Annotated in this window: 25 protein-coding genes; 9 read left to right on the forward strand and 16 right to left on the reverse strand. The window is 60.9% G+C overall.

Going from position 1 to position 22633, the window contains the following annotated elements; genetic code table 11:
• Nucleotides 1-1827: methyl-accepting chemotaxis protein (locus SIAM614_RS29485; protein ID WP_006940339.1), on the reverse strand; the 1827-nt coding region annotated here is incomplete at its 3' end.
• A gap of 241 nt (nucleotides 1828-2068) precedes the next feature.
• On the opposite strand from SIAM614_RS29485, the gene SIAM614_RS29490 reads away from it, so the two are divergent.
• Nucleotides 2069-2944 (forward strand): DMT family transporter, encoded by an 876-nt coding sequence (locus SIAM614_RS29490; RefSeq protein ID WP_006940341.1) that lies wholly within the window; start codon nucleotides 2069-2071, stop codon nucleotides 2942-2944.
• A gap of 47 nt (nucleotides 2945-2991) precedes the next feature.
• On the opposite strand, the gene SIAM614_RS29495 is transcribed toward SIAM614_RS29490, so the two are convergent.
• Nucleotides 2992-3882, reverse strand: a complete 891-nt coding sequence (locus SIAM614_RS29495; protein ID WP_006940343.1) for a YihY/virulence factor BrkB family protein — start codon at nucleotides 3880-3882, stop codon at nucleotides 2992-2994.
• Between the two features lie 163 nt (nucleotides 3883-4045).
• Between SIAM614_RS29495 and SIAM614_RS29500 the strand changes: the two genes are divergently transcribed.
• Entirely contained in the window at nucleotides 4046-5734 is a 1689-nt protein-coding gene (locus SIAM614_RS29500; protein WP_040441506.1) for an acyl-CoA dehydrogenase family protein, read from the forward strand.
• 3 nt (nucleotides 5735-5737) lie between these two features.
• On the opposite strand, the gene SIAM614_RS29505 is transcribed toward SIAM614_RS29500, so the two are convergent.
• Together SIAM614_RS29505 and SIAM614_RS29510 are read right to left on the reverse strand one after the other, a co-directional pair.
• Entirely contained in the window at nucleotides 5738-6316 is a 579-nt protein-coding gene (locus SIAM614_RS29505) for an MgtC/SapB family protein (RefSeq protein ID WP_157140171.1), read from the reverse strand.
• Between the two features lie 90 nt (nucleotides 6317-6406).
• Nucleotides 6407-6835 (reverse strand): DUF4399 domain-containing protein, encoded by a 429-nt coding sequence (locus tag SIAM614_RS29510; protein ID WP_006940349.1) that lies wholly within the window; start codon nucleotides 6833-6835, stop codon nucleotides 6407-6409.
• Between the two features lie 205 nt (nucleotides 6836-7040).
• On the opposite strand from SIAM614_RS29510, the gene SIAM614_RS29515 reads away from it, so the two are divergent.
• On the forward strand, nucleotides 7041-7493 hold the full coding sequence (locus SIAM614_RS29515) for a host attachment family protein (RefSeq protein ID WP_006940352.1): 453 nt from the start codon (nucleotides 7041-7043) through the stop codon (nucleotides 7491-7493).
• A 181-nt stretch (nucleotides 7494-7674) separates the two neighbouring features.
• On the forward strand, nucleotides 7675-8262 hold the full coding sequence (locus SIAM614_RS29520; RefSeq protein ID WP_006940354.1) for an exopolysaccharide biosynthesis protein: 588 nt from the start codon (nucleotides 7675-7677) through the stop codon (nucleotides 8260-8262).
• 21 nt (nucleotides 8263-8283) lie between these two features.
• On the opposite strand, the gene SIAM614_RS29525 is transcribed toward SIAM614_RS29520, so the two are convergent.
• On the reverse strand, nucleotides 8284-9315 hold the full coding sequence (locus tag SIAM614_RS29525) for a sodium:calcium antiporter (RefSeq protein WP_006940355.1): 1032 nt from the start codon (nucleotides 9313-9315) through the stop codon (nucleotides 8284-8286).
• A 101-nt stretch (nucleotides 9316-9416) separates the two neighbouring features.
• On the opposite strand from SIAM614_RS29525, the gene SIAM614_RS32350 reads away from it, so the two are divergent.
• The 4 genes from SIAM614_RS32350 (at nucleotide 9417) to SIAM614_RS29535 (ending at nucleotide 10932) form a co-directional block, all read left to right on the forward strand.
• Nucleotides 9417-9650 carry a hypothetical protein gene (locus SIAM614_RS32350; protein ID WP_157140172.1) on the forward strand — a complete coding sequence of 78 codons (234 nt, stop codon included), beginning with the start codon at nucleotides 9417-9419 and terminating at the stop codon, nucleotides 9648-9650.
• A 255-nt stretch (nucleotides 9651-9905) separates the two neighbouring features.
• Nucleotides 9906-10067: a hypothetical protein gene (locus SIAM614_RS32355; protein WP_006940360.1), complete on the forward strand. Its 162-nt coding sequence runs from the start codon at nucleotides 9906-9908 to the stop codon at nucleotides 10065-10067.
• Between the two features lie 131 nt (nucleotides 10068-10198).
• Nucleotides 10199-10447 (forward strand): hypothetical protein, encoded by a 249-nt coding sequence (locus SIAM614_RS29530; protein ID WP_006940362.1) that lies wholly within the window; start codon nucleotides 10199-10201, stop codon nucleotides 10445-10447.
• Nucleotides 10448-10557: 110 nt separating this feature from the next.
• Nucleotides 10558-10932, forward strand: a complete 375-nt coding sequence (locus SIAM614_RS29535; protein ID WP_006940364.1) for a YkvA family protein — start codon at nucleotides 10558-10560, stop codon at nucleotides 10930-10932.
• A gap of 46 nt (nucleotides 10933-10978) precedes the next feature.
• Here SIAM614_RS29535 and SIAM614_RS29540 read toward each other — a convergent pair whose 3' ends face one another.
• Complete coding sequence (locus tag SIAM614_RS29540) at nucleotides 10979-11419, reverse strand: hypothetical protein (RefSeq protein ID WP_006940366.1); 441 nt, start codon at nucleotides 11417-11419, stop codon at nucleotides 10979-10981.
• 331 nt (nucleotides 11420-11750) lie between these two features.
• On the opposite strand from SIAM614_RS29540, the gene infC reads away from it, so the two are divergent.
• Nucleotides 11751-12290, forward strand: coding sequence for a translation initiation factor IF-3 (gene infC, locus SIAM614_RS29545; protein WP_081455391.1), 540 nt, complete (start codon nucleotides 11751-11753; stop codon nucleotides 12288-12290).
• Between the two features lie 237 nt (nucleotides 12291-12527).
• On the opposite strand, the gene SIAM614_RS29550 is transcribed toward infC, so the two are convergent.
• From SIAM614_RS29550 to SIAM614_RS29595, 10 genes are all read right to left on the reverse strand, one after another.
• Nucleotides 12528-13118, reverse strand: a complete 591-nt coding sequence (locus tag SIAM614_RS29550) for an HAD family hydrolase (protein ID WP_006940369.1) — start codon at nucleotides 13116-13118, stop codon at nucleotides 12528-12530.
• Nucleotides 13119-13235: 117 nt separating this feature from the next.
• Nucleotides 13236-14249, reverse strand: a complete 1014-nt coding sequence (locus tag SIAM614_RS29555) for a LacI family DNA-binding transcriptional regulator (RefSeq protein ID WP_006940370.1) — start codon at nucleotides 14247-14249, stop codon at nucleotides 13236-13238.
• Between the two features lie 7 nt (nucleotides 14250-14256).
• Nucleotides 14257-15420 carry a dihydrodipicolinate synthase family protein gene (locus SIAM614_RS29560; RefSeq protein ID WP_006940371.1) on the reverse strand — a complete coding sequence of 388 codons (1164 nt, stop codon included), beginning with the start codon at nucleotides 15418-15420 and terminating at the stop codon, nucleotides 14257-14259.
• 27 nt (nucleotides 15421-15447) lie between these two features.
• On the reverse strand, nucleotides 15448-15762 hold the full coding sequence (locus SIAM614_RS29565; protein ID WP_006940372.1) for a Dabb family protein: 315 nt from the start codon (nucleotides 15760-15762) through the stop codon (nucleotides 15448-15450).
• Nucleotides 15759-17351, reverse strand: a complete 1593-nt coding sequence (locus tag SIAM614_RS29570) for a GMC family oxidoreductase (RefSeq protein ID WP_006940373.1) — start codon at nucleotides 17349-17351, stop codon at nucleotides 15759-15761. Before SIAM614_RS29570 ends, SIAM614_RS29565 begins: the two co-directional genes overlap by 4 nt.
• A 25-nt stretch (nucleotides 17352-17376) precedes the next feature.
• Nucleotides 17377-18135 carry a 3-ketoacyl-ACP reductase gene (locus SIAM614_RS29575; RefSeq protein ID WP_006940374.1) on the reverse strand — a complete coding sequence of 253 codons (759 nt, stop codon included), beginning with the start codon at nucleotides 18133-18135 and terminating at the stop codon, nucleotides 17377-17379.
• The gene (locus tag SIAM614_RS29580) at nucleotides 18132-19616 is read right to left on the reverse strand and encodes a GMC oxidoreductase (protein ID WP_006940375.1); all 1485 of its coding nucleotides are present in this window, start codon (nucleotides 19614-19616) and stop codon (nucleotides 18132-18134) included. Before SIAM614_RS29580 ends, SIAM614_RS29575 begins: the two co-directional genes overlap by 4 nt.
• Before the next feature lie 3 nt (nucleotides 19617-19619).
• The gene (locus tag SIAM614_RS29585) at nucleotides 19620-20729 is read right to left on the reverse strand and encodes an ABC transporter ATP-binding protein (protein ID WP_006940376.1); all 1110 of its coding nucleotides are present in this window, start codon (nucleotides 20727-20729) and stop codon (nucleotides 19620-19622) included.
• Between the two features lie 4 nt (nucleotides 20730-20733).
• A complete protein-coding gene (locus SIAM614_RS29590) occupies nucleotides 20734-21597 on the reverse strand; it encodes a carbohydrate ABC transporter permease (protein ID WP_407636318.1) in 864 nt (287 codons plus the stop codon).
• A gap of 8 nt (nucleotides 21598-21605) precedes the next feature.
• Nucleotides 21606-22511 carry a carbohydrate ABC transporter permease gene (locus SIAM614_RS29595; protein ID WP_006940378.1) on the reverse strand — a complete coding sequence of 302 codons (906 nt, stop codon included), beginning with the start codon at nucleotides 22509-22511 and terminating at the stop codon, nucleotides 21606-21608.
• Nucleotides 22512-22633 lie beyond the last annotated feature (122 nt).

A 22633-nucleotide genomic window follows, 5' to 3' on the forward strand; every position in this document is an offset into this window, starting at 1 on the left:
AACATTCTGCGAGATCGCTTGAACGGCTTCATCCTGCTGCTGGACGGCGGACGCAACGGCCGAGGCCAGGCCTTCCATGTCGGAAATGATCCGGTTGACGTCCTCGATCGCCTGGACCGCCTGATCGGAAGATCCCTGGATGGCCTCGATCTGGGTCGCGATATCCTCGGTGGCTTTCGAGGTCTGTTCGGCAAGCTGTTTCACTTCGGCGGCAACCACCGCAAAGCCCTTGCCGGCCTCACCCGCACGGGCAGCCTCGATGGTCGCGTTCAGTGCCAGCAGGTTGGTCTGATTGGCAATATCGCGGATCAGCCCCATGACCTCGCCGATCCGGTCGGCGGCGCTGGAAAGTTCCTGCATGGTGGCAACGGTGGAAGATGCGCTGCGCACCGCCTGCTGTGCCACTTCGGTGGATTTGTTGGCCTGGCCTGCAATCTCGGCGATGGAGGCTGCAAGCTCTTCCGCGGAATGGGCCGCAGAGGTGACGTTATCCGCCGCCGTGCGCACGGCTTCCGCCGCCTCACCGGACTGGGTGGCAACATCGTCGGCCGACTGTTCCATCGATTGGGAAGTCTGGCGCAGCTCGTCGTTCGCCCGGTCGAGACTGTTGAGCGCGGTAGACACCGTGCCTTCGAACCGGCCGATCAGCGCATCCAGACGGGCAACGCGCTCTTCGCGCCTGCGGTTATCCTGATCCTGGGCTGATGCAAGTTCTGCCCGCTCCACGGCATTGTCGCGGAAGACCTGAACAGTCCGGCTCATGGAGGCCAGCTCGGTGCTGCCGCTATCGTCCGGCAGGTCGAGGTCGGTCTGGCCGCTGGCAAGTGCTTCCATGGCCGCCTGCAGCCGCGCCAGCGGACGCGCCACCGATTGACCGATGAGAAGGGCGATGGCCGGAAGCAGCACAAGCAGAACCAGGATCGCGCCGCCGATTGCGTAGGTCGCAATGGACCGGGCCGTCTCGAGCTGGTTGGCGGCCTCTACCTGGATCGTGTTCGCGGCTGCGCTGAGGGCGTCTATATGCGGCGGAACAAGTTCAAAAAGGTTTTCCAGCAGATCCGAATGCGCGCTCCGCTCCTTCTTGGCGACGGTGTAGTCATCGAAGGTCGTCTTGTATCTGGCCATGTTGTCGGCCAGCTCCGCCTTGATGGCGTCGGAGATATAGACTTTCTTCAAGAGCTTTTCGAAGGCGGTGAACTCACCCTGAAACGCTTCCTGCGCAGCTTCAGTGTTGTTGAGCGTGAACTCCCGCTCCGCCAGTTGCACGGCCAGAATGGCGCGGGCCAGCTTTTCGAAATCCGGCCCGCCGCCGAATTTCATCTCTTCCGACAGGCGATGCTTGACCGCTCCTGCATAATCGTTGAGGCTCGCCAGATACCCCTGGGTCGCGTCATACCCGATCGTCTGTTGCGCAGCGTCGAGCATTTCGAAAGCACCCCTGGTGCCTTCCAGCGTATCCCTGACATCGGCGACCTCCGCGGCATAGGCGGCTGCCGCAGGATTGTTCGAGATCGTCTCCAGAACCGCACCGGCTTCATTGAGCTTGACGTTGAAGCTCTGCAATGTCTCGACGGACGGTTTGCTGAGGTAACGCTCTTCAATCGCCCGCAGCGCCGCGGCGCTTTCCGCCAGCGTGCCGACCTGCTCGGCCAGTTCCGAACTGCTGCTCATGCGGGCGAAGGCGGAATTCAGCTCCCCCTGGCTCCAGAAGAACACGCCACCGATGGCCAACAGCCCGACGATGGTGAAAAGGCTCAGGGCCAGGATCCTGGCTTTGACGGACAGGTTCGAGAAAATGCGAAAAGGTGATTGAGATCTGACGGCCACCAGCGTATGTCCCCTGGATCAACGGACGAACCATCGGCATCGATGTCTACATCCACATGTTGATCGTTCTGAAAGTGTCCGCGCATCTTGTCTGCACTTCTTGCACCGCAGGGCGGGCGAACACTTATGTTTGCGCCGTAGCTTTGATTATAAATGCCAATTTACGGTTAACATGCCCGTATACCCCACCACACCCTAAGCTAACCTTTCGTCATCTTCGACTTTGTCACTGAGGCTGCAATTGAATCTTCTCGCAAGAGCCGCACCGGCCATTTTTGTTCTTCTATGGTCCACGGGCTTCGTCGGTTCGAAACTTGGCGCGCCTTACATCGATCCCATGGTGTTTCTGACGGTGCGCTTCGTTGTGGTTCTGCCGGTGCTGATTGTGCTGGCACTCGTCTTGTCGAAGTCCTGGCCGAAGGATTTCAGAGCGATCCTTCACTGCATCGTCACCGGCATGCTGGTTCACGGGATTTATCTCGGCGGCGTGTTCTGGGCGATCAAACAGGGTATGCCGGCGGGAACGTCGTCTATCATCGTCGGTCTTCAACCCGTGCTGACCGCACTGATTGCTGTCGCTTTGCTTGGTGAGAGCATTTCCCGCAGGCACTGGCTTGCAATGGCCATCGGCGCCATCGGCCTGGCATTTGTTCTCGGCCCGAAACTCGACCTCGCCGGATCGGGCATCACACCCGTGACGATTTTTGTCGTGCTCATTGCCGTCGCGGCCATCAGCCTGGGGACCGTCTACCAGAAACGGTTCGTGCAGCAGACCGACCTCATGGCGGCAACCGTCTGGCAATACGTCGGCGCGCTCTTCGTCACGATTCCCCTCAGCCTCACAGAAAGCTGGCAGATCACCTGGTCGGGTGAGCTGATCTTTGCAATGGCCTGGCTTGTGCTGGTCTTGTCGGTCGGCGCGATCCTGCTGCTGATGCTGCTGATCCGCGAGGGGGCCGTCTCCCAGGTCGCCAGCCTGTTTTATCTGGTGCCCGTGGCAACAGCGGTGGAAAGCTATTTCCTGTTCGGTGAATCGCTGACCCCGGTTCAGATCGGCGGCATGGTTCTGGTGATCAGCGCGGTTCTGACCATCCGCAAGAGACCCGCAAAGCGCTAGGGTTATGGGCCCCCCTAACCCCTGGAGCCGTTTTTCAGCAAGTCCGGTCAGCCCTCCGGCTCAAGCGCCAGCGCAAGCTGTTCCTTGCGGCGGTGCCAGTAACGCCGCTGACGAGAAATCGCGGCATTGAGCTCGCCGCCCAGAATGAACACCAACGCGCAGATATAAAGAAAGATCAGCGCGGTCATGATCCCTGCCAGACCGCCGTAGGTGGACACGTAATTGGCGAAGCTGGCGAGATAGGCCCCGAAGGCGCTGCCCGCGATGATCCACATGAACAGTGTGGCGAACACCCCCGGCCACAGGTCCCGAAAGGTGCGATGGCCGGCCGGCAGCAGCCAGTGGGTGATGAAGAGACCGATGATCAGCAGCGATCCGGCCAGCGTGTATCGGGCGACGTTGATCGACAGCAGGAAGGTCTCGACCTGAGGCACGAAAACCTTCAGGCCCTCGATGGCAAGCGGCGCCAGAACCACCAGAAACGTGTAGGCAAGCAGGATACTGGCTCCCAGCAGCACAAGCCCAATCGATTGCAGCCGCAACAACACGATGGAGCGGGTTTCGTGCTGCCGGTAGGCCCGGTTGAGCGCGGTGCGCAAAGCCTCCACCCCGTTGGAGGAAAACCACAGCGCCGCAACGGCGCCAAAGGTCACAAGGTCACCGCGGCGAATGGTCAGGACGTTCTGGATTTCCCGCACGACGGGTGACGCGACACTTCGCGGCCAGGCATCGAACAGCAGTTCCGACACCGTGTCGGCAGCCCCGGTCATGCCGAGAAAGGCTGCCAGCGAGGCGATGAAGATCAGCAGAGGAAATATCGCCAGCAACCCCGACAGCGCCACGTGACTGGCCATTGCGAAGCCGTCATCACGGGCGAAGTGACCGATGGCGTCTTTCAGGACGGCGTAGATCACGAGAACTGTCTGTCTGGCGCTCATGGTTCAAGATGTGGCCCGTGCCGGCGCAATTCGTCAAGCCTGGGTGGTGAAAACCGCATCCGCCAAAAGGTCTATAAATTCACGCTCGACAAATGACGGTGTGCAACGCAACATAGCTTCAACAAGAAGCGCTGCTGCGCAACAAATGAAAACGGAGATCGCCATGCCAACCGCAGCCCTGCCGGCCGCAGAGACACCCGCGAGCCTGAGCGAGCGCACGGAAGCCGCTGTCGCTACGCTTGACCATCTGCTCAATCTTGCAGCGCAGCGGGTGCGCGCCCGCGTAAGCGAGGACGGACGTATCTCCTCCCGGCGGATGGAAGAAGAACAACGGGCAACGCACGGTCTGGCCTGGTTTGCAACCTATGTGGAATCCCTGCGCCAACTGGACGCCTATGCGAAACGGCTCAGCGCCGAAGGCCGCTACGGCGTTCTTGAGGACCACATTGTCCAGCTCGGATTTGCGGAATACCTGGCGCAGATCTTCGGCGGCATTCCAATGAACCAGGGTGAGATCGTTCGCCTGCCGGATCTGGGCGTTTCGGGCGAGGAGGCGCTCGGCTTCCAGACAGCGGAAATCCTGTCCCTGATCGAAAGCGGCAGCCGGCCGGAGATCCGCAGCGAGATCACGCGTCTGATCCGCGACCAGGCCGGTCATTCCACCTTTGGCGACCCGGGCCTGGACGAGACCATGGAGCAGATCCGCAACGAGATGCGGCGCTTCGTGGAAGACAACGTCGTGCCAAACGCCCACGAATGGCACCTGAAGAACGACTACATCCCGCTTGAGATCATCGAGCAGATGTCCGAACTCGGCGTCTTCGGCCTCACCATTCCGGAAGAATACGGCGGCCTGGGCCTTGGCAAGGAGGCCATGTGTGTCGTCTCCGAAGAACTCTCCCGCGCCTACATCGGTGTCGGATCGCTCGGCACACGGTCGGAAATCGCGGCGGAACTCATCCTGTGCGGCGGCACCGAAGAGCAGAAGCAGCATTGGCTGCCGAAGATCGCCTCCGGCGAGATCCTGCCGACAGCCGTTTTCACCGAACCCAACACCGGCTCGGACCTTGCCTCTCTGAAGACCCGCGCCGTGAAGGACGGAGACGTCTGGAAGGTGTCCGGTAACAAGACCTGGATCACCCATCCGGTCCGCGCCGATATAATGACCTTGCTGGCGCGCACCAACCCGGACGAGCCCGGTTACAAGGGCTTGTCGATGTTCATCGCCGAAAAGCCGCGCGGCACCGACGAGGAGCCCTTTCCGGCGGAGGGCATGAGCGGCGGCGAGATCGAGGTGCTCGGCTACCGGGGCATGAAGGAATACGAAATCGCTTTCGACGGCTTCGAAGTGAAGGGCGAAAACCTTCTTGGCCAGGTTGAGGGGGAAGGCTTCAAGCAGCTCATGCAGACCTTCGAAGGCGCCCGCATCCAGACCGCCGCCCGGGCTTTGGGCGTCGCCCAGTGTGCGCTGGACCTTGGGCTGAAATACGCTGAAGAACGCGTTCAGTTCGGCAAGGAACTGGTCAAGTTCCCGCGTGTTGCCGACAAGCTGGCCATGATGACCGCCGAACTGATGATCGCACGCCAGCTCACCTACTTCTCGTCCTGGCAGAAAGATTCCGGCAAGCGCTGCGATCTGGAGGCCGGCATGGCAAAGCTGCTCGGCGCCCGCGTTGCCTGGGCGGCGGCGGACAATGCGCTGCAGATCCACGGCGGCAACGGTTTTGCGCTGGAATATGCAATCTCGCGCGTGCTGTGCGATGCCCGCATCCTGAACATTTTCGAAGGTGCGGCGGAAATTCAGGCTCAGGTCATCGCGCGCCGGTTACTTGAAACGCGCGGCAACGCCTGATCGTCATCGCATCGCCCCTCCGTCGCGAAGGCCGTGTGTCCGCGCGTGGCGAAGATTGTCAGATCCCTCGCCCGATCCCTCGTCCGGGGTGCTGTCCCGGACCTGAGGACCGAGCTTGCTTTGCAAACGCCCGACCACGGCCAACACAATCACCACCATGAGTGTTGCAAGGCCCGCCAGTCCGATCTGACCGACGCCACAAGCCGTACCGATCGCGCCTGCAAGCCACATCGATGCGCCCGTGGTGACATTCTGCACCGACCCGTTGCGGGAAAAGATCAGACCGGCGGAGAGGAACGCCACGCCTGCCGTCACGGCTTCGACCAGACGGAGCGGATCGACATTGACGTTGCTGGCTCCGGAGAAAGGAAGATCGGCAAGGGCCTGACTGATCAGAAGAAACAGGCACGAGGCAAATGCAATCAGCATGTGGGTCCTGAGCCCGGCATCCTTGCCGCGCTCTTCCCGTTCAAACCCGATGATACCGCCCAGAACGATGGCCGCCATCATCCGCAGGATCAGAACCTCCAGTGGCACGGCGCCGAAGCCGAGGTCCATCTCTGCGGCAAGCCGGTCTACCATGGTCGTTCCTTGTTGCGGGTCGGTCAGCATAACTGAGCAACGCCGCAACAACTTTTTCGTTCCGGACGGCTACCGGTACTGGGTGCCGCTTTATTCCACGGTCACCGTGATTTTCTCGGACATCACCGGCGGGTTGTGCGGAATGTGCGACCAGTCGCCCAGAACCAGTTGCAGGGTGTGCGTGCCGGCCGGCAGCTCGATGGTGGTTTCCGTCTGCCCGCCGCCGAAATGCTTGTGATTGTCATCGGCCGGAATGGCTTCGTTCAGTTCCTCACCCTCAAGGGTTTCATCGATGATCAGATGATGGTGACCGGTGTTTTCCTTTTCCGTGCCCGCCGGGGCAACGCCCATGCCGGCAAGGCCGAACTGGATGGTGACCGGATTCTTCACGGTATCGCCATCCTTCAGATTGACGAAATAGAGCTTCACGCCGTCCGGAGCCGGTGTTTCGCCAGCCTGTGCAGCAACACTGGCAAGGGCAAGCACGGCAGCTCCGAACCCGATTGCAAATTTCTTCATGGTTCTATTCCTTTCAAGAACGGATTGCTTGATTGTTCCGCACGACCTTTTTGACATAGGACATAACCGTTCCCGCGGTAAGCCCCGCTCCAAATTTCCCGCTCAGGTAGTCTTGCGAAGCGTCCAATTTGTCACAGGTATTGGGAGGAACGCTTTCGGCTGTGTGGCGTTTTATAATAACGGACCCAAACTGGAGGAGTGCGAGATGAAGGATTCGATCCGACTGAAACATGATGGCTGGGTGGTCGTTGCCGACGGTAACAAGGCACTTTTCCTGACCAATGCTGGCACGGAGCATCATCCCAACCTCACGGTCTTCCGGAAGGAAACGCAGGACAACCCTCCCAATCGCGAACAGACGTCCGACCGCCCCGGGCGCCTGAGTGACGGTCCCCAGGGCCATCGCAGCGCCGTTCAGGAAGCTGACTGGCATGCGCTTGCGGAAGACGATTTTGCCGCCGACCTTGCGGAGATGCTCTACAAGCGCGCGCACAAGGGCAAATTCGACGAGATCGTGCTGGTCGCAGCCCCTTCGGTTCTCGGACAGGTTCGCAAACACCTTCACAAGGAAGTCAGCGACCGTATCATTGCGGAAATCGACAAGGACCTGACCAACCATCCTGTCGACCGCATCGAAAAGCTCGTTTTTGGCGGGTAATCCCTTTTTACCTCGCTGAAGGTGGATACGCTGCCCGGCAAACCCAGCCCGGGCGGCGGAGGGACCGCCGCTTCCGCCACATTGCTGCTGGCCTGCCTGCGCCCTGACGGACAGCGCATTTGCATGTTTTCGCCTATGGCAGGGGTACTTGCCAGCCACAGCCACCCGAACAGGAAAGACGATGACCGCTGATCCGGATACGGACCGGCCCCTGACATCGATTATCGACCGGGTCGCAGAAATCACGAGAGAAGGACCGGTCTCGCTTGATCGCGTCGTCGGCGCATTCGAGCAGGCCGGATTTGCGGCGATGCTGATCGTGCCCGCGGCGGCGGTCGTGACCCCGCTTAGCGGCATCCCCCTGTTCTCAAGCCTGTGCGGATTGACCATTTTTCTGATCGCAGCGCAGTGGCTGCTGAAACGCGACCGGGTCTGGCTGCCGGCCTGGCTCGGCCGGCAGAGCCTTGAGGGCGACAAGATACGGCTGGCGATGGACAAGCTGCGCCCTGCCGCCCGCTGGCTGGACGATCACTCCAGAAAACGGGCCCGGTTTCTGTTCCGGCAACCGCTGCGGGCCCTGTTACCGGTTGCCTGCCTCATGTTCGGCGCTTTGATGCCGCTTCTGGAGCTCGTGCCGTTTTCATCATCGCTTCTTGGCGCGGCGGTCTGCCTGATCGCCTTCTCGCTTCTGACCCGGGACGGACTTTTTGCCCTGATTGCGCTGCTGCCCGTCGCAGCCGTCGCCTTTGCATTGACGGCCTTGCTGTAACGAGCCCGCTTCGCAGGTGGATCAGCCAATCGCCTGAAGAGCGATGGCGCCGCCATAGACCCCGAGCAGACTGACACTTTCAAAGCCGATCCCGCCTGGTCCGGATTTCTGGCGCACAAGCAGCCCCAGAAGAAGGATTGCCGTCATCACCAGCCCGATCGTCAGCCAGAAGTAATCCTGCGACGAGACGGCGTGATAAATCGAGCCGTCTCGATATGCGACGTCCGAAAGGGTCAGAAACAGTGTATCGAAAGTGTTGCCGCCAACAATGCCGCCAATGGCGAGCTGCAGGGCCCCACGATGCACGGCGGCCAGCGTCGTAACCAGCTCGGGCAATGACGTGACGACCGCCGTCATCAGGGCACCAACCAGCGACGCATTGAGATCAAAACGATCCGTCAGCTCGCCCGCGACCTCAGCCAGCACCCAGCCCATGGTCGCAAGAACAAGCATCAGGCCCGCAAAGGCCCCGATCAGCCACATGTTGCCGCGCATATCCTTCTGCGCCTCATCCGGGCTGTCCTCATGCGTCTCGGAGGTATGCACGGCCTGCCACATGGGCTGCTCGTGCACACGCCTTTGAGCCATCACGCCGCCGAAGTAGACGATAACCAAGGCATAAGAAGCCGGGTGAATGCCGAGAAACGTGATTTCCGGTGTGGTGTAGGCAACCATGGGAATCGACAGCAAAAGTACGAGCAGAGCGCATTGAAACAGGCTGGAAACATCCGCTGCGACATGCTCCAGGTTCGCCCGCCTGTAGACGATATCGGCAATAGCCAGAAAGGCTGTCTGGGCCGCAATACCGCCGACACCGTTTGAAAAAGCCAACGACGCACGACCATCCAGAGCGGCCGTGACGGAAACGACGGTGCCGGAAAGAGAGGTCGCCGCCCCTAGCAGAACACCGCCGACAAGCGCCTCGCCCAGGCCGGTCCGGTCGGCGATCCGGTCGGCCTGACCGGTAAGCCGAATGCCACAAACCAGAATGACGCCTCCCGCCGCCGCGAAGATTGCAAGCAAGAGCCAGAGCGGCAGGCTGTCAAAACTCATATGAACGGGGTCTCCTTCTGGATCCTGCGGATATCTGGTCGGTCGTCTTCAGGTAAACGGTTGCCACGGCTTGAAGTTCCCTTTGGGAACAAACTGGCGACTTGAGCGTTTACAGAGCGATGCGGCCGGTAACGCAGGCTGCCAAGTGGCAATTTCGCGAGGTAGTGAGGATGATCTATCACGGCTTTAACGACGATGCTGACAGGCACCTGGCCATCCTGCGGGAACGGATCAGGGACAGGGAAGCTTCCAGTTGGAAGCAACTGGCACTTGGCTTCGGTTTCAGCGGCGTCATTTTTTCGCTGCTCGCCCTGATTTTCCTGCTGTCTTACTGACTGGATAGAGCGTGCCGCAGGCGCAGGCGGATCGGAAGATCCGATGGAGCCGCATCACACGGTCTTCGCTGGCTGACTTAGCGGCAGCGATCTGCAGAGCTTGAACAGACCAGCCACCACGAAATCTCCGGCGAGATGCCAGGCGTCTGGCGAGGAGCCTTCGAGACGCTGAGGCACTGCGAACGCCACCTGAAACATTATCGCGGCAAAGACGCATTCGGCGGTTGCCAACCACTTCAACCTAGTGAGGAAGAGATGACTTACAGTGATCGTGCACAAGCACAGGACGAGAAAGTCGTACTGAAGGAGAAGGAAGCCAAGCAGGGCCTCGAACTGCGCGAGATGCGTTATGTCCTGGCAATCGGGACGGCCGGCGCTGTGATCGCTCTGGCGATTGTCGGATACATTCTTCTGTAAGCGGTCATTTCCAGAACCTTCATGTCCCCGACAGTGGGGACCATCGAGAAAAGGACAATCGGGCGCCCTTCGGGCAGCGGCATTCCGCGATGCGAATGCCCCGATTGCCTCATACAGCAGGAGTATCCAACATGACCGACAGCACCAGGGACGAGATTGCCCGTATTCTGAAGGACGACTCGCGCAGCAAGGATGAGCGGGTCAAAGAACTTCTCAAAATGCGTGACGACGCACGCGCCCTTCAGCGGGCTGCGACGGAAAGCCCGATGGGCGGCGACACACCTGACACCTCCGGCCTGCGGGACATCGACCGTGCACTGGAGCGCTTGGGCTATAGCGATGTGGCCGAGGCGGAAGAAAACAGCGCTGCGACCCTTTAAGAAATGCTTCTGTGAGCATGCCTGCATTTCCGGAGCAGGCATGTGCAAAGTTGAAGCGCGGGCGCACCGAACCTATCTCTAGGACAAGGACAACAGGCACAGGCGGCACGATGAACACCACCTTTGAAGACCTTGGCTTTGACCCCGAGATCCTTGGTCCGGAAGAAGAGCAGAAGAAAACGATCCGGCAGAAACTGATGTCGACAGCCCGCAAGGCTGCGCGTCAGGTGCCCTTCATGGAAGATGTGGTGGCCGGCTATTTCTGTGCGCTTGATCCCGCAACCCCAAGCAAGGTGCGCGCCACGCTGCTGGCAGCCCTGGCCTATTTCGTGCTGCCTCTGGACGCGGTTCCCGATTTTCTGATCGGCATCGGCTTCGGCGATGATGCCACCGTGCTTCTGGCCGCCTATGCGATGATTCGCAGCCACATCCGGCCGGATCACTATCAGGCGGCGCAGGAAGCTTTGAAGGACGGCGAAATCTGACGGCTGTCCAAGGCGGTCACTCTTTCCCTGACCGTCCCGTGTCCGGTCAAGCGCCGTTTGGTCCATCCCTCTGCCCAGTCGCTTTCTCGCCAAACCAGCAACCGGATGTCCTTCCCGCAATCAGCCAGTAGATTGCACCGGCAATAAACCCGGCGGCAAGCGCAACGGCGCTGCCGGGCCGGAACGCCGCGTCCGCCGCCTCGGTGCCAAGTGTCCAGACGGCGAAAGCGATCAAGCCGGCGGCACCGACATGAAACAGGAAACTGCGCAGCCGTGCCGCCTCCGCCAGAACGATTGCGGCGGCGGCCGGAGCAAGGGCCGTCGCCCCGACAACACTTGCGCCGACAAGGCCGCTGCCGACCATGGTCGCAAAGGCGACCGGATCGGTTTCAGGATGCCCGGCCCGGAAAAAGCCCCAGGCAAGGAACAGGCCGCATGCCAGAACCGAGAAGATGAAGCCGAACGCGATTCTGAGGAGTTGCAACATGAATTTCCCGCCGTCCAAACCGGTATCCTTCCTTGATATGGGCAAGCTGACTGCTTACTTGACCATCTGCCGGTGGGATTGCAACCTTTCCAAACCGGCAGGCACTTGGCTGACCCGAACCGGCCGGCCAGAGCTTCAGGCCCTGAAAATGTGACCAGGCACGGTGAAAACTGTGTTTTCGCTTGACTTTTTGCCGCTTTCGCAGGACCTTGATGGATGGTGTTAGGCCATATCCATATCAGCACCTTGGTACCAGCGTTCCGAGGTTTTTCGTGTATGGACCATAGCCAAGCCCTAACACCACGTTGAAACGAAAGAGGAGTTTGCGACCATTCGCCGTCCGTTCCGCGCCCCGCCTCCTACGAAGGAAGGCCCGCGCACAAACCATGAAATTCGCGTTCGCGAAGTCCAGTTGATTGATCATGAAGGCGCCAACCGTGGCGTCGTCCCGACAGAAGAGGCGATGGGCATCGCCATGGATGCCGGGTTGGATCTTGTTGAAATCCAGCCGAATGCAAATCCACCTGTCTGCAAGATCCTGGACTATGGCCGGTACAAGTACCAGGCCCAGAAGAAAGCAGCAGAAACCCGCAAGAAACAGAAGACCGTCGAGATCAAAGAGATCAAGATGCGTCCGAACATCGACACCCACGACTACGAGGTGAAGATGAAGAGCATGTTGCGGTTCTTTGGCGAAGGCGACAAGGTGAAGGTCACACTCCGTTTCCGGGGCCGCGAAATGGCCCACCAGGATCTGGGCATGAACCTGCTCAACAAGGTCCGTGAGGAAACCAACGAAATCGCCAAGGTCGAATCCGCGCCGAAGCTTGAAGGCCGCCAGATGGTGATGGTTCTGGCTCCAATCAAGTAAGCTTCATCGCGTTTTGAATGTCCGAAAACCCCGCTCCGGCGGGGTTTTCTCGTTTTCAGGCAGCAGTACAGTTCCTGGGTGCAAATGCCATGTTCCACCACTTGGCCAGCGCCGACTGTCGTCGCTTCGCTCCTTTCGAACCGCAGGCCTCAAAAGCTGAACTGAATACACACTGGGTAGCTGCCATGACCCGGCTTCGTAAGATCGCCTCACTGGCTTTACCCGCAGAAGGCGGCGTTATCCGATTAGCCGGTTCACGTCGACGACCGGCATCCGGGCGTTATGCGCCGCCTCAAGCCCCTGCTGGCTGTCCTCGAACACGAGACACTGTCCGGCCGCAACGCCAAGCCGGGATGCGGCTTCCAGGAAGAGATCAGGCGCAGGCTTGGCGTGGGCTACGTCATCGATGGTGACCACTGTGTCGAACAGTGGCAGAAGCCCGGTCTCCTTCAACGACGCCAGCACCACTTCCCTCGGCCCGCCGGAGGCGACCGCCATCGGCAAATTGCCATGAAACCTGCGTGCGATGGAGCTTATCATCTCGATCTCGCTGACTTCCCCGATCCGCTCCAGCACCGCCGACCGCATCTCCCGAACCGTCAGACCGCGATCCACCGTTACGCCGTGTTCGCTCTCGAAGTCGTCCAGCAGCACGTGTTCCGACATGCCCGCACGGGCGTGGTACCAGTCCGGCTCCATATGGTGACCGGCGGCCTTGAACGCATCCTGCCAGGCTCCGGCGTAGAGGGCAGGCGTTTGCACCAGTGTTCCGTCGCAATCGAAGATCAGGGCCTGAGCCCGTTGAAGAAGCGTCTCCAGCTCGTTCATGTCAGTTGGCTTTCGGTGGGGTTTGCGTGCAAGCGGTTCTTACCAAGCATGACGAACGAGTTGAAGCCACACTCACCTTGGACAGGCACCATGACGGAACCTCTTCGGAATTTCCTGTCATCCACCGAACCCCAGTGTCGACTGCCGTTTCATCAGCTCGACCGGATAATGTTTCGTATCCGGCGGCCTGATGCCGTCGACAATCCAGGCCAGCATTGCTTCGGCGGCATTGCGGCCGAACAATGCGGTGTCGCACCGGACTGAGCTCAGACGGGGGTAGGCCAGCGAACATTCCTCGATATCGTCGAAGCCGATGATCTTGAATTCCTGGCCCACCTTAATACCAAGCTCGGCAAAGCCGCTGAGCATGCCAAGTGCAACCAGATCGCTGAAGCAGATCGCAGCCTCCAGCCCATCGTGCTCTTGCAGGATCTTCAGCGCGATTTCGCGGCCGAACTGCCTTGAAGGCCGCCCGTGAAAGATGGTGGGCGCAAGGCCGTTCGCCTGCATGACGTTCCGATAGCCGGACATGCGTTCCAGCGTGATCGGCCGGTCGGCGAGACCTCCGGCGAAGGCAATCCTGCGACATCCCGTATCGATGAGGTGTTGCGCGGCCGCTTCGCCGCCAAAGGCATAGTCATGGGAGGCAAAGGGGAACAGGTCCGTGCGTTCATCCAGTTGCCGCAGCACCTGCATGGTCGGAATGCCGGCCCGCTCGATCCGGTCGAACGGGCTCTCGTCGCCGCCATAGGTCGGCGAGATCACGAAGGCCGACACGCCATGTTCGATCATACTGTCGATCACCTGAGCCTGGATCTCCGGATCCTCATCCGTGTTGGCGATGACGGTCGAATAACCTTTGCGGGCAAAGGTCATCTGCGCACTGGCGGCAAATTCGGTGAAGAAGGGGTTGCGCAGATCGTTGATGATCAGGCCGATGAGACCGGATGCGGCCCCCCGCAGGCCCGCAGCCGACCGGTTATAGACGTAACCAAGCTCATTGATGGCCTTGGTCACCTCGTCCCGTGTCGACTGTTTCACCAGCGACGAATTCTGGAGCACCAGCGAAACGGTGGATTTCGAAACCCCCGCTTGTCTCGCAACATCCAGAATTGTCGGCCGCTTCTTCATGAAAGGTCTATCCGATCCCGTGCAGTTTCAGGAGCAGCCCCATGCGCTCCTCGGCGATCTCCGGCTTTGACAACAATCGAGCCTGATCCGCAAGCCGGAAGACCTCGGCATAATGCGCAATTTCGCGCGAAGACTGGAATCCGGCCGGCATGATGAAGTGGCTCTGGGCATCGTTCAGCCAGGCAAGGAACGCGATCCCGGCCTTGTAGAACCGGGTCGGCGCCTTGAAGATTTCCCGGCTCAGCGGGACAGTAGGCGCGAACAGGGTGTGATAGGTTTCCAGATCACCTTCCGCCAGGGCCTCCAGTGCCTGGCTCGCCACCGGCGCAATCGCCGCAAAGGCTCCGAGCAAGGCATGGGAATAGTGCTTGCCGTCGCCGGCGATTAGCTCCGCATAATTGAAGTCGTCACCCGTATAAAGCCGCACACCGTCCGGCAGGCGTGCGCGGAAGGCCTCTTCATGCGCCTGGTCGAGCAGCGAGATCTTGATGCCGTCGACCTTGGCCGCGTGGCTTTCGATGATGGCAAGCACCGCATCGGACGCCGCGGCGACGTCGGTCGAGCCCCAATAGCCGGTGAGCGCTGGATCGAACATGTCGCCCAGCCAGTGCAGGATAATCGGCTCCCGTGCCTGTTCGATCAGCCGGCCATAAACGTCGGCATAATCGTCCGGCCCGGCGCCGATGGCTGGAAGCGCCCGTGACGCCATCAGGATCGCCTGACCGCCGGCCGCTTCAATGGCCTCAAGCTGCACTGAATAGGCCGCGACGATGTCGTCGTTGGTCTTGAGCTTATCAAGCGGCACCTGGTCGGTTCCCGCACCGCAGGCCACACGTGGCTTCAGGGGATGCGCCTTGGCCTCCTTCATGGTGCGTTCGATGAGTTCCTTCGCGGTCGCCCAATCGACGCCCATGCCGCGCTGCGCGGTGTCCATGGCTTCGGCCAGTCCCAGCCCCTGGTCCCAAAGCCAGTGCCGGAATTTCAGCGTATTTTCCCAGTCCACCGCCGGAGAGCCGACCCATGGATCGCGTTCGCGCAGAGGATCCGACACCACATGCGCCGCGGCGAAAGCGGTACGGGTCAGCGGCACGCGCGGTGCGCGCGGGGTCAGGGCTTCGCCTGTGAGGCTGTAGGGTTCCAGACGGTTTTCGTAAGTGGGCAGGGTCAGCATGAGACGCTCCGGAAACTTGGCGGCCGGTCAGGCCGAAACGGTAATATCGAGGACGAGAATGCCGTCGATCCCACCGATGGCATTAGCGACCAGCTTGGCGCCAAGCGCCTTGTGGTCCGGATGGGTCTGGTAGGCTTCCAGCGCCTCCCAGCTTTCGAAATCGACGGTGAAACCGTGCATGTAGCCCCGTTCGATCTGTTCCGGGCTTTCGCTGCGGCCCGAAACGATCTCGCCGATCCCGGACACCTGATCGCGGATGCTTCTGAGTTCCTGAAACAGGCTTTCGATCAGCTCTTCGGCAACATCGGGCTGGAACTTGATGAGAACGATATGGCGGATCATGACAGCTCCCCGTGATCTTGGCGGATCATGTCGGAGGCTTTCTCGCCGATCATGATGGCCGCGGCATTGGTGTTGGAAGAGATGACCGTCGGCATGATCGAGGCATCGACCACGCGCAGCCCTTTAAGGCCATTGAACTTCAGGCGTGGATCGACCACCGCCTTGTCGTCAGACCCCATGCGGCAGGTGCCTGCCGGGTGGTGAGAGGTCTTGGAGTGTTCGCAGATGAAGCGGAAGTAGTCTTCATCCGTCTTCACTCCCGGCCCCGGAAGATGTTCGGCCTTGATGAAAGGCTTCAGCGGTGTCTGCGCCAGAATTTCCTGGGTCAGCTTCAGGCCCCGGATCGACATCTCGCGGTCCTGGCTGTCCTGCAGGTAATTCGGGTCGATCAGGGGCGCATCGGCTGGATTGGAGCTCTTCAGACGCACGCTGCCGCGCGAGCGCGGGCGCAGATAACAGGAATTGAGCGTCACGCCACCATCGGGCATGGCGGCAACGCCGGATTCGATTCCCGTCCCGAGACCCAGATGAAACTGCAGGTCCGGCGAGCGCGCATCCGGGTTCGCGTACCAGAACCCGCCTGTCTCGAAGAGGCTGGAGGACACCGGTCCGCGCCGGGTAAGCAGATACTGCAGACCGGCCAACACCGACAGATGCGGCTTGGCATAGCGGTCGTAGGTGTGCGGGCCGCTGACCTCGCAAATGCAGTAGAGGTCCAGATGGTCCTGCAGGTTGGAACCGACCTCCGGCTGGTCATAGGCGATATCGATGCCGAGCTTTCTGAGGTCGTCCGCCGGGCCGATGCCGGAAAGCTGAAGCAGCCGGGGTGAGCCGATGGAGCCGGACGACAGAATGACTTCCGAGCCCGCTGTCAGCCGGGTGCCGTCAATCAGCTCGACACCGGTTGCCTTGCCCTTCTCCACCACGATGCGGCGCACCTGGGCACCGGTCTTGATGTGGAGATTGGGCCTGCCCTTGTTGGGCGCAAGATAGGCCATGGCGGCGGAAGACCGGCGGGCATTGCGCTGGGTCAGCTGGTAGTAGGCAACGCCGTCCTGCTTCTCTCCGGTCACATCCTCGTTTTTGGGAATGCCGAGCGCGGCAGCGGCTTCGAAATAGGCTTCGCAGATCGGCAGCGGGGCACAGGGTTTGGAAACGCCCAGCGGGCCACCCTTGCCGTGGTAGCGGTTGTCGTAGGTGTCGTTGTCCTCGGCCTTGCGGTAATAGGGCAGAACATCTTCATAGCCCCAGCCCTCGCAGCCCATCTGACGCCACTCGTCGTAATCAAGTGCGTTGCCGCGAGTGTAGATCTGCGCGTTGATGGCAGAGCCACCGCCGATCACCTTGGCCTGGGTATAGCGGAACACCCGGCCCTGCATGTGCTTTTGCGGCACCGTGTGCCAGCCCCAGGAGCCGATGCCCTTGGTCATTTTCGCAAAGCCTGCGGGCAGGTGATAGAACGGATGCCAGTCACGTCCGCCCGCCTCCAGCAGCAGCACGGAAACGTCCGGGTTCTCGGTCAAACGCGCGGCAACAACCGAGCCGGCGCTGCCACCACCGATGATGATGAAGTCGTAGCCTGTTTCCATCTGAAATCTCTCAGAACAACTCGCTCTAAAGCCGGGGGATCGACAGACCGCCGTCCACCGCAAAGGTCGAACCGGTTGCAAAGGCCATCCGGCCTTCGGCAATCGGCACGATGATTGAGCCGATATCGGCGGGCTGCCCCCAACGGGCAGCAGGCACCAGACCGCCTTCGATCCGGGCCGTGTATGTGTCTTTCACACCGGCGGTCATGCCGGTTTCGATGATGCCTGGCCGGAGTTCGAAAACCCCGATGCCATGCGGTGCGAGCCGGACGGCGAAAAGCTCCGCCATCATGGCGGCGCCTGCTTTCGACAGGCAGTATTCCGCCCGTTCGATCGACACCATCTCCGCGCTGACGGAAGTGATGAAGCTCATCGAGCGATAGCTGTCGGACGGCTGCTTCACCATGCGCCTCGCTACTTCCTGTGCCAGGAAGAACGCACCGCGCAGATTGACGCCCATGACGAAGTCGAAGCTGTCCGGAGCAAGATCCAGCATGTCGCCCCGGATCTTGGCCGGAACGCCCGCGTTGGAAACAAAAGCCGTCACCGGCCCAAGATCCGCCTCCACCTGGTCCAGCAAGGCCTTGCAATGGTCAATGTCCAGGAGGTCGTGCCGGAAATAGCGGCCCTTGCCGCCGAGGCTGCTCTGGGCTTCGGTCACCTCCGGTGCATCCGCTTCTTCCTGCGCGGCGATGGCAACCGTGTAGCCTGCGTCTGCGAGCGCCTGGGAAATACCGAGACCGATGCCGCGCTGGCCGCCGGTGACAAGTGCAATCCTGTTCATGCCGCCAGATCCTTCTTGATGGTTTCGGCGGCGCGCAGCGCCAGCGCAGCGACAGTGAGGGCCGGATTGACGGCAGCCGAGGTCGGCAGCGCTCCCGCATCCGTCACGAAAAGGTTCGGATGGTCCCAGGACCGGCAGTCCGGATTGAGCACCGAGGCTGCAGGATCATCCCCCATGCGCACGGTGCCACACTGATGCGACGGCACCCTGCCGTCGAACAGCCGTGACAGCACCACCGGAAAACCGGCCTCGCGCAAGGTCTTGCGGGTCTTTTCGACCAGCTTCCTGTGCGCGGTCATGTTGGACCGCCGCCAGATGAGCTGGATCTTGCCGTCCTTCAGGACGACCCGGCTTTCCGGATCGGGCAGATCTTCGGAAATCAGATAGAGATCGAGGGCGTGGCCGGAGATCCAGCGGGCGGCGAATTTCGGCAGTCGTGGCACCTGGATTTTCAGGATATCCGGCGTCACCCGGCCCAGCAGCTGGACGTTGCCCAGAGGCATGCCGTCCTCGCCGTCATCGAGATACCAGTCATTCAGACCGAAGGTCTTCTGATAGACGGAAGTATTGCGGAACCGCGGATCGATGGCGATCATCGCCGTCGCATTGTGGTTCATGAAACAGCGGCCGACATTATCCGACAGATTGGCTACGCCGGACCGTAACAGAAGCGCCGCGGATTGGACCGCACCCGCGCACAGGGCAACGACACCCGGTGTCAGGTAGCGATCCTCACCATCCCTGCGGTAGTGAACTTCCTCGATCTTGCCGAGCATTTTGCCTGTCTTGAGCGCGGTGACTTCCGCCCCGGTGACAAGGGTCACATTGTCATGGGCAAGAGCTGCCTCCAGCGCGCAGGTTTCCGCGTCCATCTTGCCGCATCTAAGGTCGGGATACCCGTCCCAGCCGGTGTGCCCGGCATCGAGCCACCGGTCGATATCGACCCCAAGCGGCAGGCTGAACGGCCGGACACCGGCCTGTTCCAGACGCCGCCTGGCAATGCGGATCGCATCTTCGTCCGGGACCGGCGGAAACGGATAGGGCTTTCCGTGCGGCGGTTCCGTCGGATCGGAGGCCGTATCGCCCCGGACCTGGAAAAGCTGCTCCGCGGCATCATACCAGGGCGACAGCTCCGCATAGGAAAGCGGCCACGCCGGAGAGACGCCGTCATAATGCTCCAGCGCGCCGAAATCCTCTTCCCGGTAGCGGATCAGCACCGCACCGTAGAGCTTCGAGTTGCCGCCGACATTGTAATAGTTTCCCGGTTCGAACGGGTTGCCCTGTCCGTCGAGCCAGGTTTCCGGTGCCCGGAAGGCGCTGTTGGTATAGATGCGCCAGGGGTCCCGGGCCGGAGCATCGTCCGGTATCCGGTATCCCCGTTCCAGAATCGTGATCCTGGCCCCGGTCGGAGCAAGGCCCGCGGCAAGGGACGCTCCGCCCATGCCGCTGCCGATGATCACGATGTCGGGCGCCGTGGTCATGGGTCAGGCAATCCGGTTTTCGGTCTTCGGGTCGAAGGCAACCGCCTTTTCCATGTTGAAGGCAAACGGGAACACGTCCCCCGCCTTAACGGCAACGTCTGCCCGGAATCGGCCAGTCACATCCTTGCCGCCGATCTGGCTGACGACGAATGTGTCGGAGCCGGCCGGCTCGGTGACTTCCACAGGCGCATCGACGATATGAACCGCCCTGGAATTGCGGTCAGCGCCATCCCTGTCGGTGATCGCTTCCGGCCGGATGCCAAGGATGATGTCCCGGCCGATGCTGGAGGACAGCGTGTCGGAGGCAAAGGGAATGGCCGCCGTCTTGCCGTCTGCCAGCGTGACTTCCGCTGCCGGTTTGCCGTCCGCCGAGACGACCTTGGCCGGGAACAGGTTCATGGAAGGCGACCCCATGAAACCCGCCACGAACATGTTGGCCGGATTGTCGTAGATCTCTTTCGGCGTGCCGAGCTGCTGGACATAGCCGCCGAACATGACCGCGATCCGGGTCGACAACGTCAAAGCCTCGATCTGGTCGTGGGTCACATATACGATTGTCGTGCCGAGCTTCTGGTGCAGCTTCTTGATTTCCGTACGCATGTCGACGCGCAGCTTGGCATCCAGGTTCGACAGCGGCTCGTCGAACAGGAACACGTCCGGCTCGCGCACCAGCGCCCGGCCCATGGCGACACGCTGGCGCTGACCACCGGAAAGCTGGCCCGGCTTGCGGTCGAGCAGATGGCTGATCTGCAGGAGATCGGCCACCTGGCTGATCCGCTTTTCGCGTTCCGGCTTGGCGATGCCGTGCATTTCCATGCCGAAGGAGATGTTCCCGGCAACGGTCATGTTCGGGTAAAGCGCGTAGGATTGGAACACCATCGCAATGTTGCGGTCCGCCGGCTTGACGCCATTCATGCTCTTGCCCTTGATGGCGATCTCGCCGGAAGAGATGCCCTCCAGGCCGGCAATCATGTTGAGCAAAGTGGACTTGCCGCAGCCGGACGGGCCGACAAGCACGAGGAACTCGCCCTCTTCGATGGAGACGTCGGTTTCATGCAGGACCCGCAAGGATCCGTAGGACTTGGTCGCCTGCTTGATGTCGAGAAAGCCCATTGTCTTATCCTTTTACCGAGCCTGCCATCAGACCACGCACGAAGTAGCGGCCCGCGACGATGTAGACGAGAAGAGTTGGAAGCGCGGCCATGATCGCGCCGGCGAAATGCACGTTATATTCCTTCACCCCGGTGGAGGATTGCACCAGGTTGTTGAGGGCAACGGTCATCGGCTGGCTGTCGAAATCGGAGAAGGACGCGCCGAACAGGAAGTCGTTCCAGATGTTGGTGAACTGCCAGATGATGCAGACCACGGCGATGGGCCCGGACGACGGCAGCAGGATGCGCCAGAAGATCCGGAAGAAACCGGCTCCGTCGATCTGCGCCGCCCGCACGAGCTCGGTCGGAAAGGCCGCGTAATAGTTGCGGAAATAGAGCGTCGAAAAGCCGATACCGTAGACGAAGTGCACGAAGATCAGCCCCGGCACCGTGCCGGCGAGTCCCATCAGACCCAGCATCCGGGCCATCGGGATCAGCACCATCTGGAACGGAATGAAGCAGCCGAACAGCAACAGGCCGAACAGGACGGTTGCGCCGCGGAACGTCCATTTGGTCAGCACATATCCATTGAGTGCACCGACGAGTGTCGACAGGGCAACCGCCGGAACCACCATGATTATGGAGTTGAGGAAGTAGGGTCGCAGACCCGTTGCCTCAACGCCCACCTGGGCACTCGACCAGGCGCTTTCCCAGGGTGCGAGCGTCCATTGCTTTGGCAGGGCCATCATGCCGCCGGACGTGATTTCGGCCAGCGGCTTCAGCGAGTTGACCACCATCACGTAGAGCGGCAGCAGGTAGTAGATGCAGAACAGCGCAAGCAGCAGGTACAGGATCACCCGGGCCGGACGCAGGGAGGAGGACTTGGACATCGTCGACATCACTTTTTCTCCCTGAGTTCGGACCAGAGGTAGGGCACGATGATCGCGGCTATCGTCATCAGCATGATCACGGCGGAGGACGCACCGATGCCCATCTGGTTTCGGGTGAAGGTGTAGGAATACATGAAGGTTGCCGGCACTTCCGTCGCCGTGCCGGGCCCGCCGCCAGTCAGGGCGATCACCAGGTCATAGGACTTGATCGCCATATGGGCGAGCACCACGAAGGCCGACATGAAGGCGGGCCGAAGCTGCGGGATCACGATCCGGCGATAAAGCGCGAAGGTGGACGCACCGTCGATCTGGGCCGCCTTCATCATCTCGCTGTCGATCCCGCGCAGGCCCGCCAGGAACATCGCCATGACGAAGCCCGAGGTCTGCCAGACCGCCGCGATCACGATGGTATAGATCGCGAAATCCCGGTCCTTGATCCAGTTGAAGGTGAAGGTTTCCCAGCCCCAGCCGCGCACGACGGCCTCGATGCCAATGCCCGGATCGAGAAACCATTTCCAGGCGATACCGGTCACGATGAAGCTGAGCGCCATCGGATAAAGGTAGATCGTGCGGATGAAGCCTTCTGCGCGGATCTTCTGGTCGAGAAGGATCGCCAGCAGCAGGCCGAGGACGCAGCAGATGGTGATGTAGAGAACGCCGAACACCACCAGGTTCGAAACGGCCGTGTCCCAGGCACGAATCTTGAAGAGGTTTTGATAGTTCTGCCAACCGACCCAACCGAAGGAGGGCAGAATGCGGCTGTCCGTGAACGACAGATAAAGCGTGAAGGCGATGAAGCCATAGACGAAGACCGCCACAATGGCGATCGTCGGGCTCAGCACAAGTTTGGGCAAAGCATCACGCAGTCTGTCAACAACGGAACCGCGCGGGTTCGCCGTTTCAGAGAGAGACATCTTGAGTTCCCCGACCTAGAGCATGGGTGCCGGCGTTCGGACGAACGCGCCTGGCAGCTCTGAGATTTTGAATCCGGCCGGCTCTTGGGCAGTTGCTCGCAACCGCGCGTCGGTCCGCCGAA

The sequence above is a fragment of the Roseibium aggregatum IAM 12614 genome (assembly GCF_000168975.1).
GTDB classification, from domain to species: domain Bacteria; phylum Pseudomonadota; class Alphaproteobacteria; order Rhizobiales; family Stappiaceae; genus Roseibium; species Roseibium aggregatum.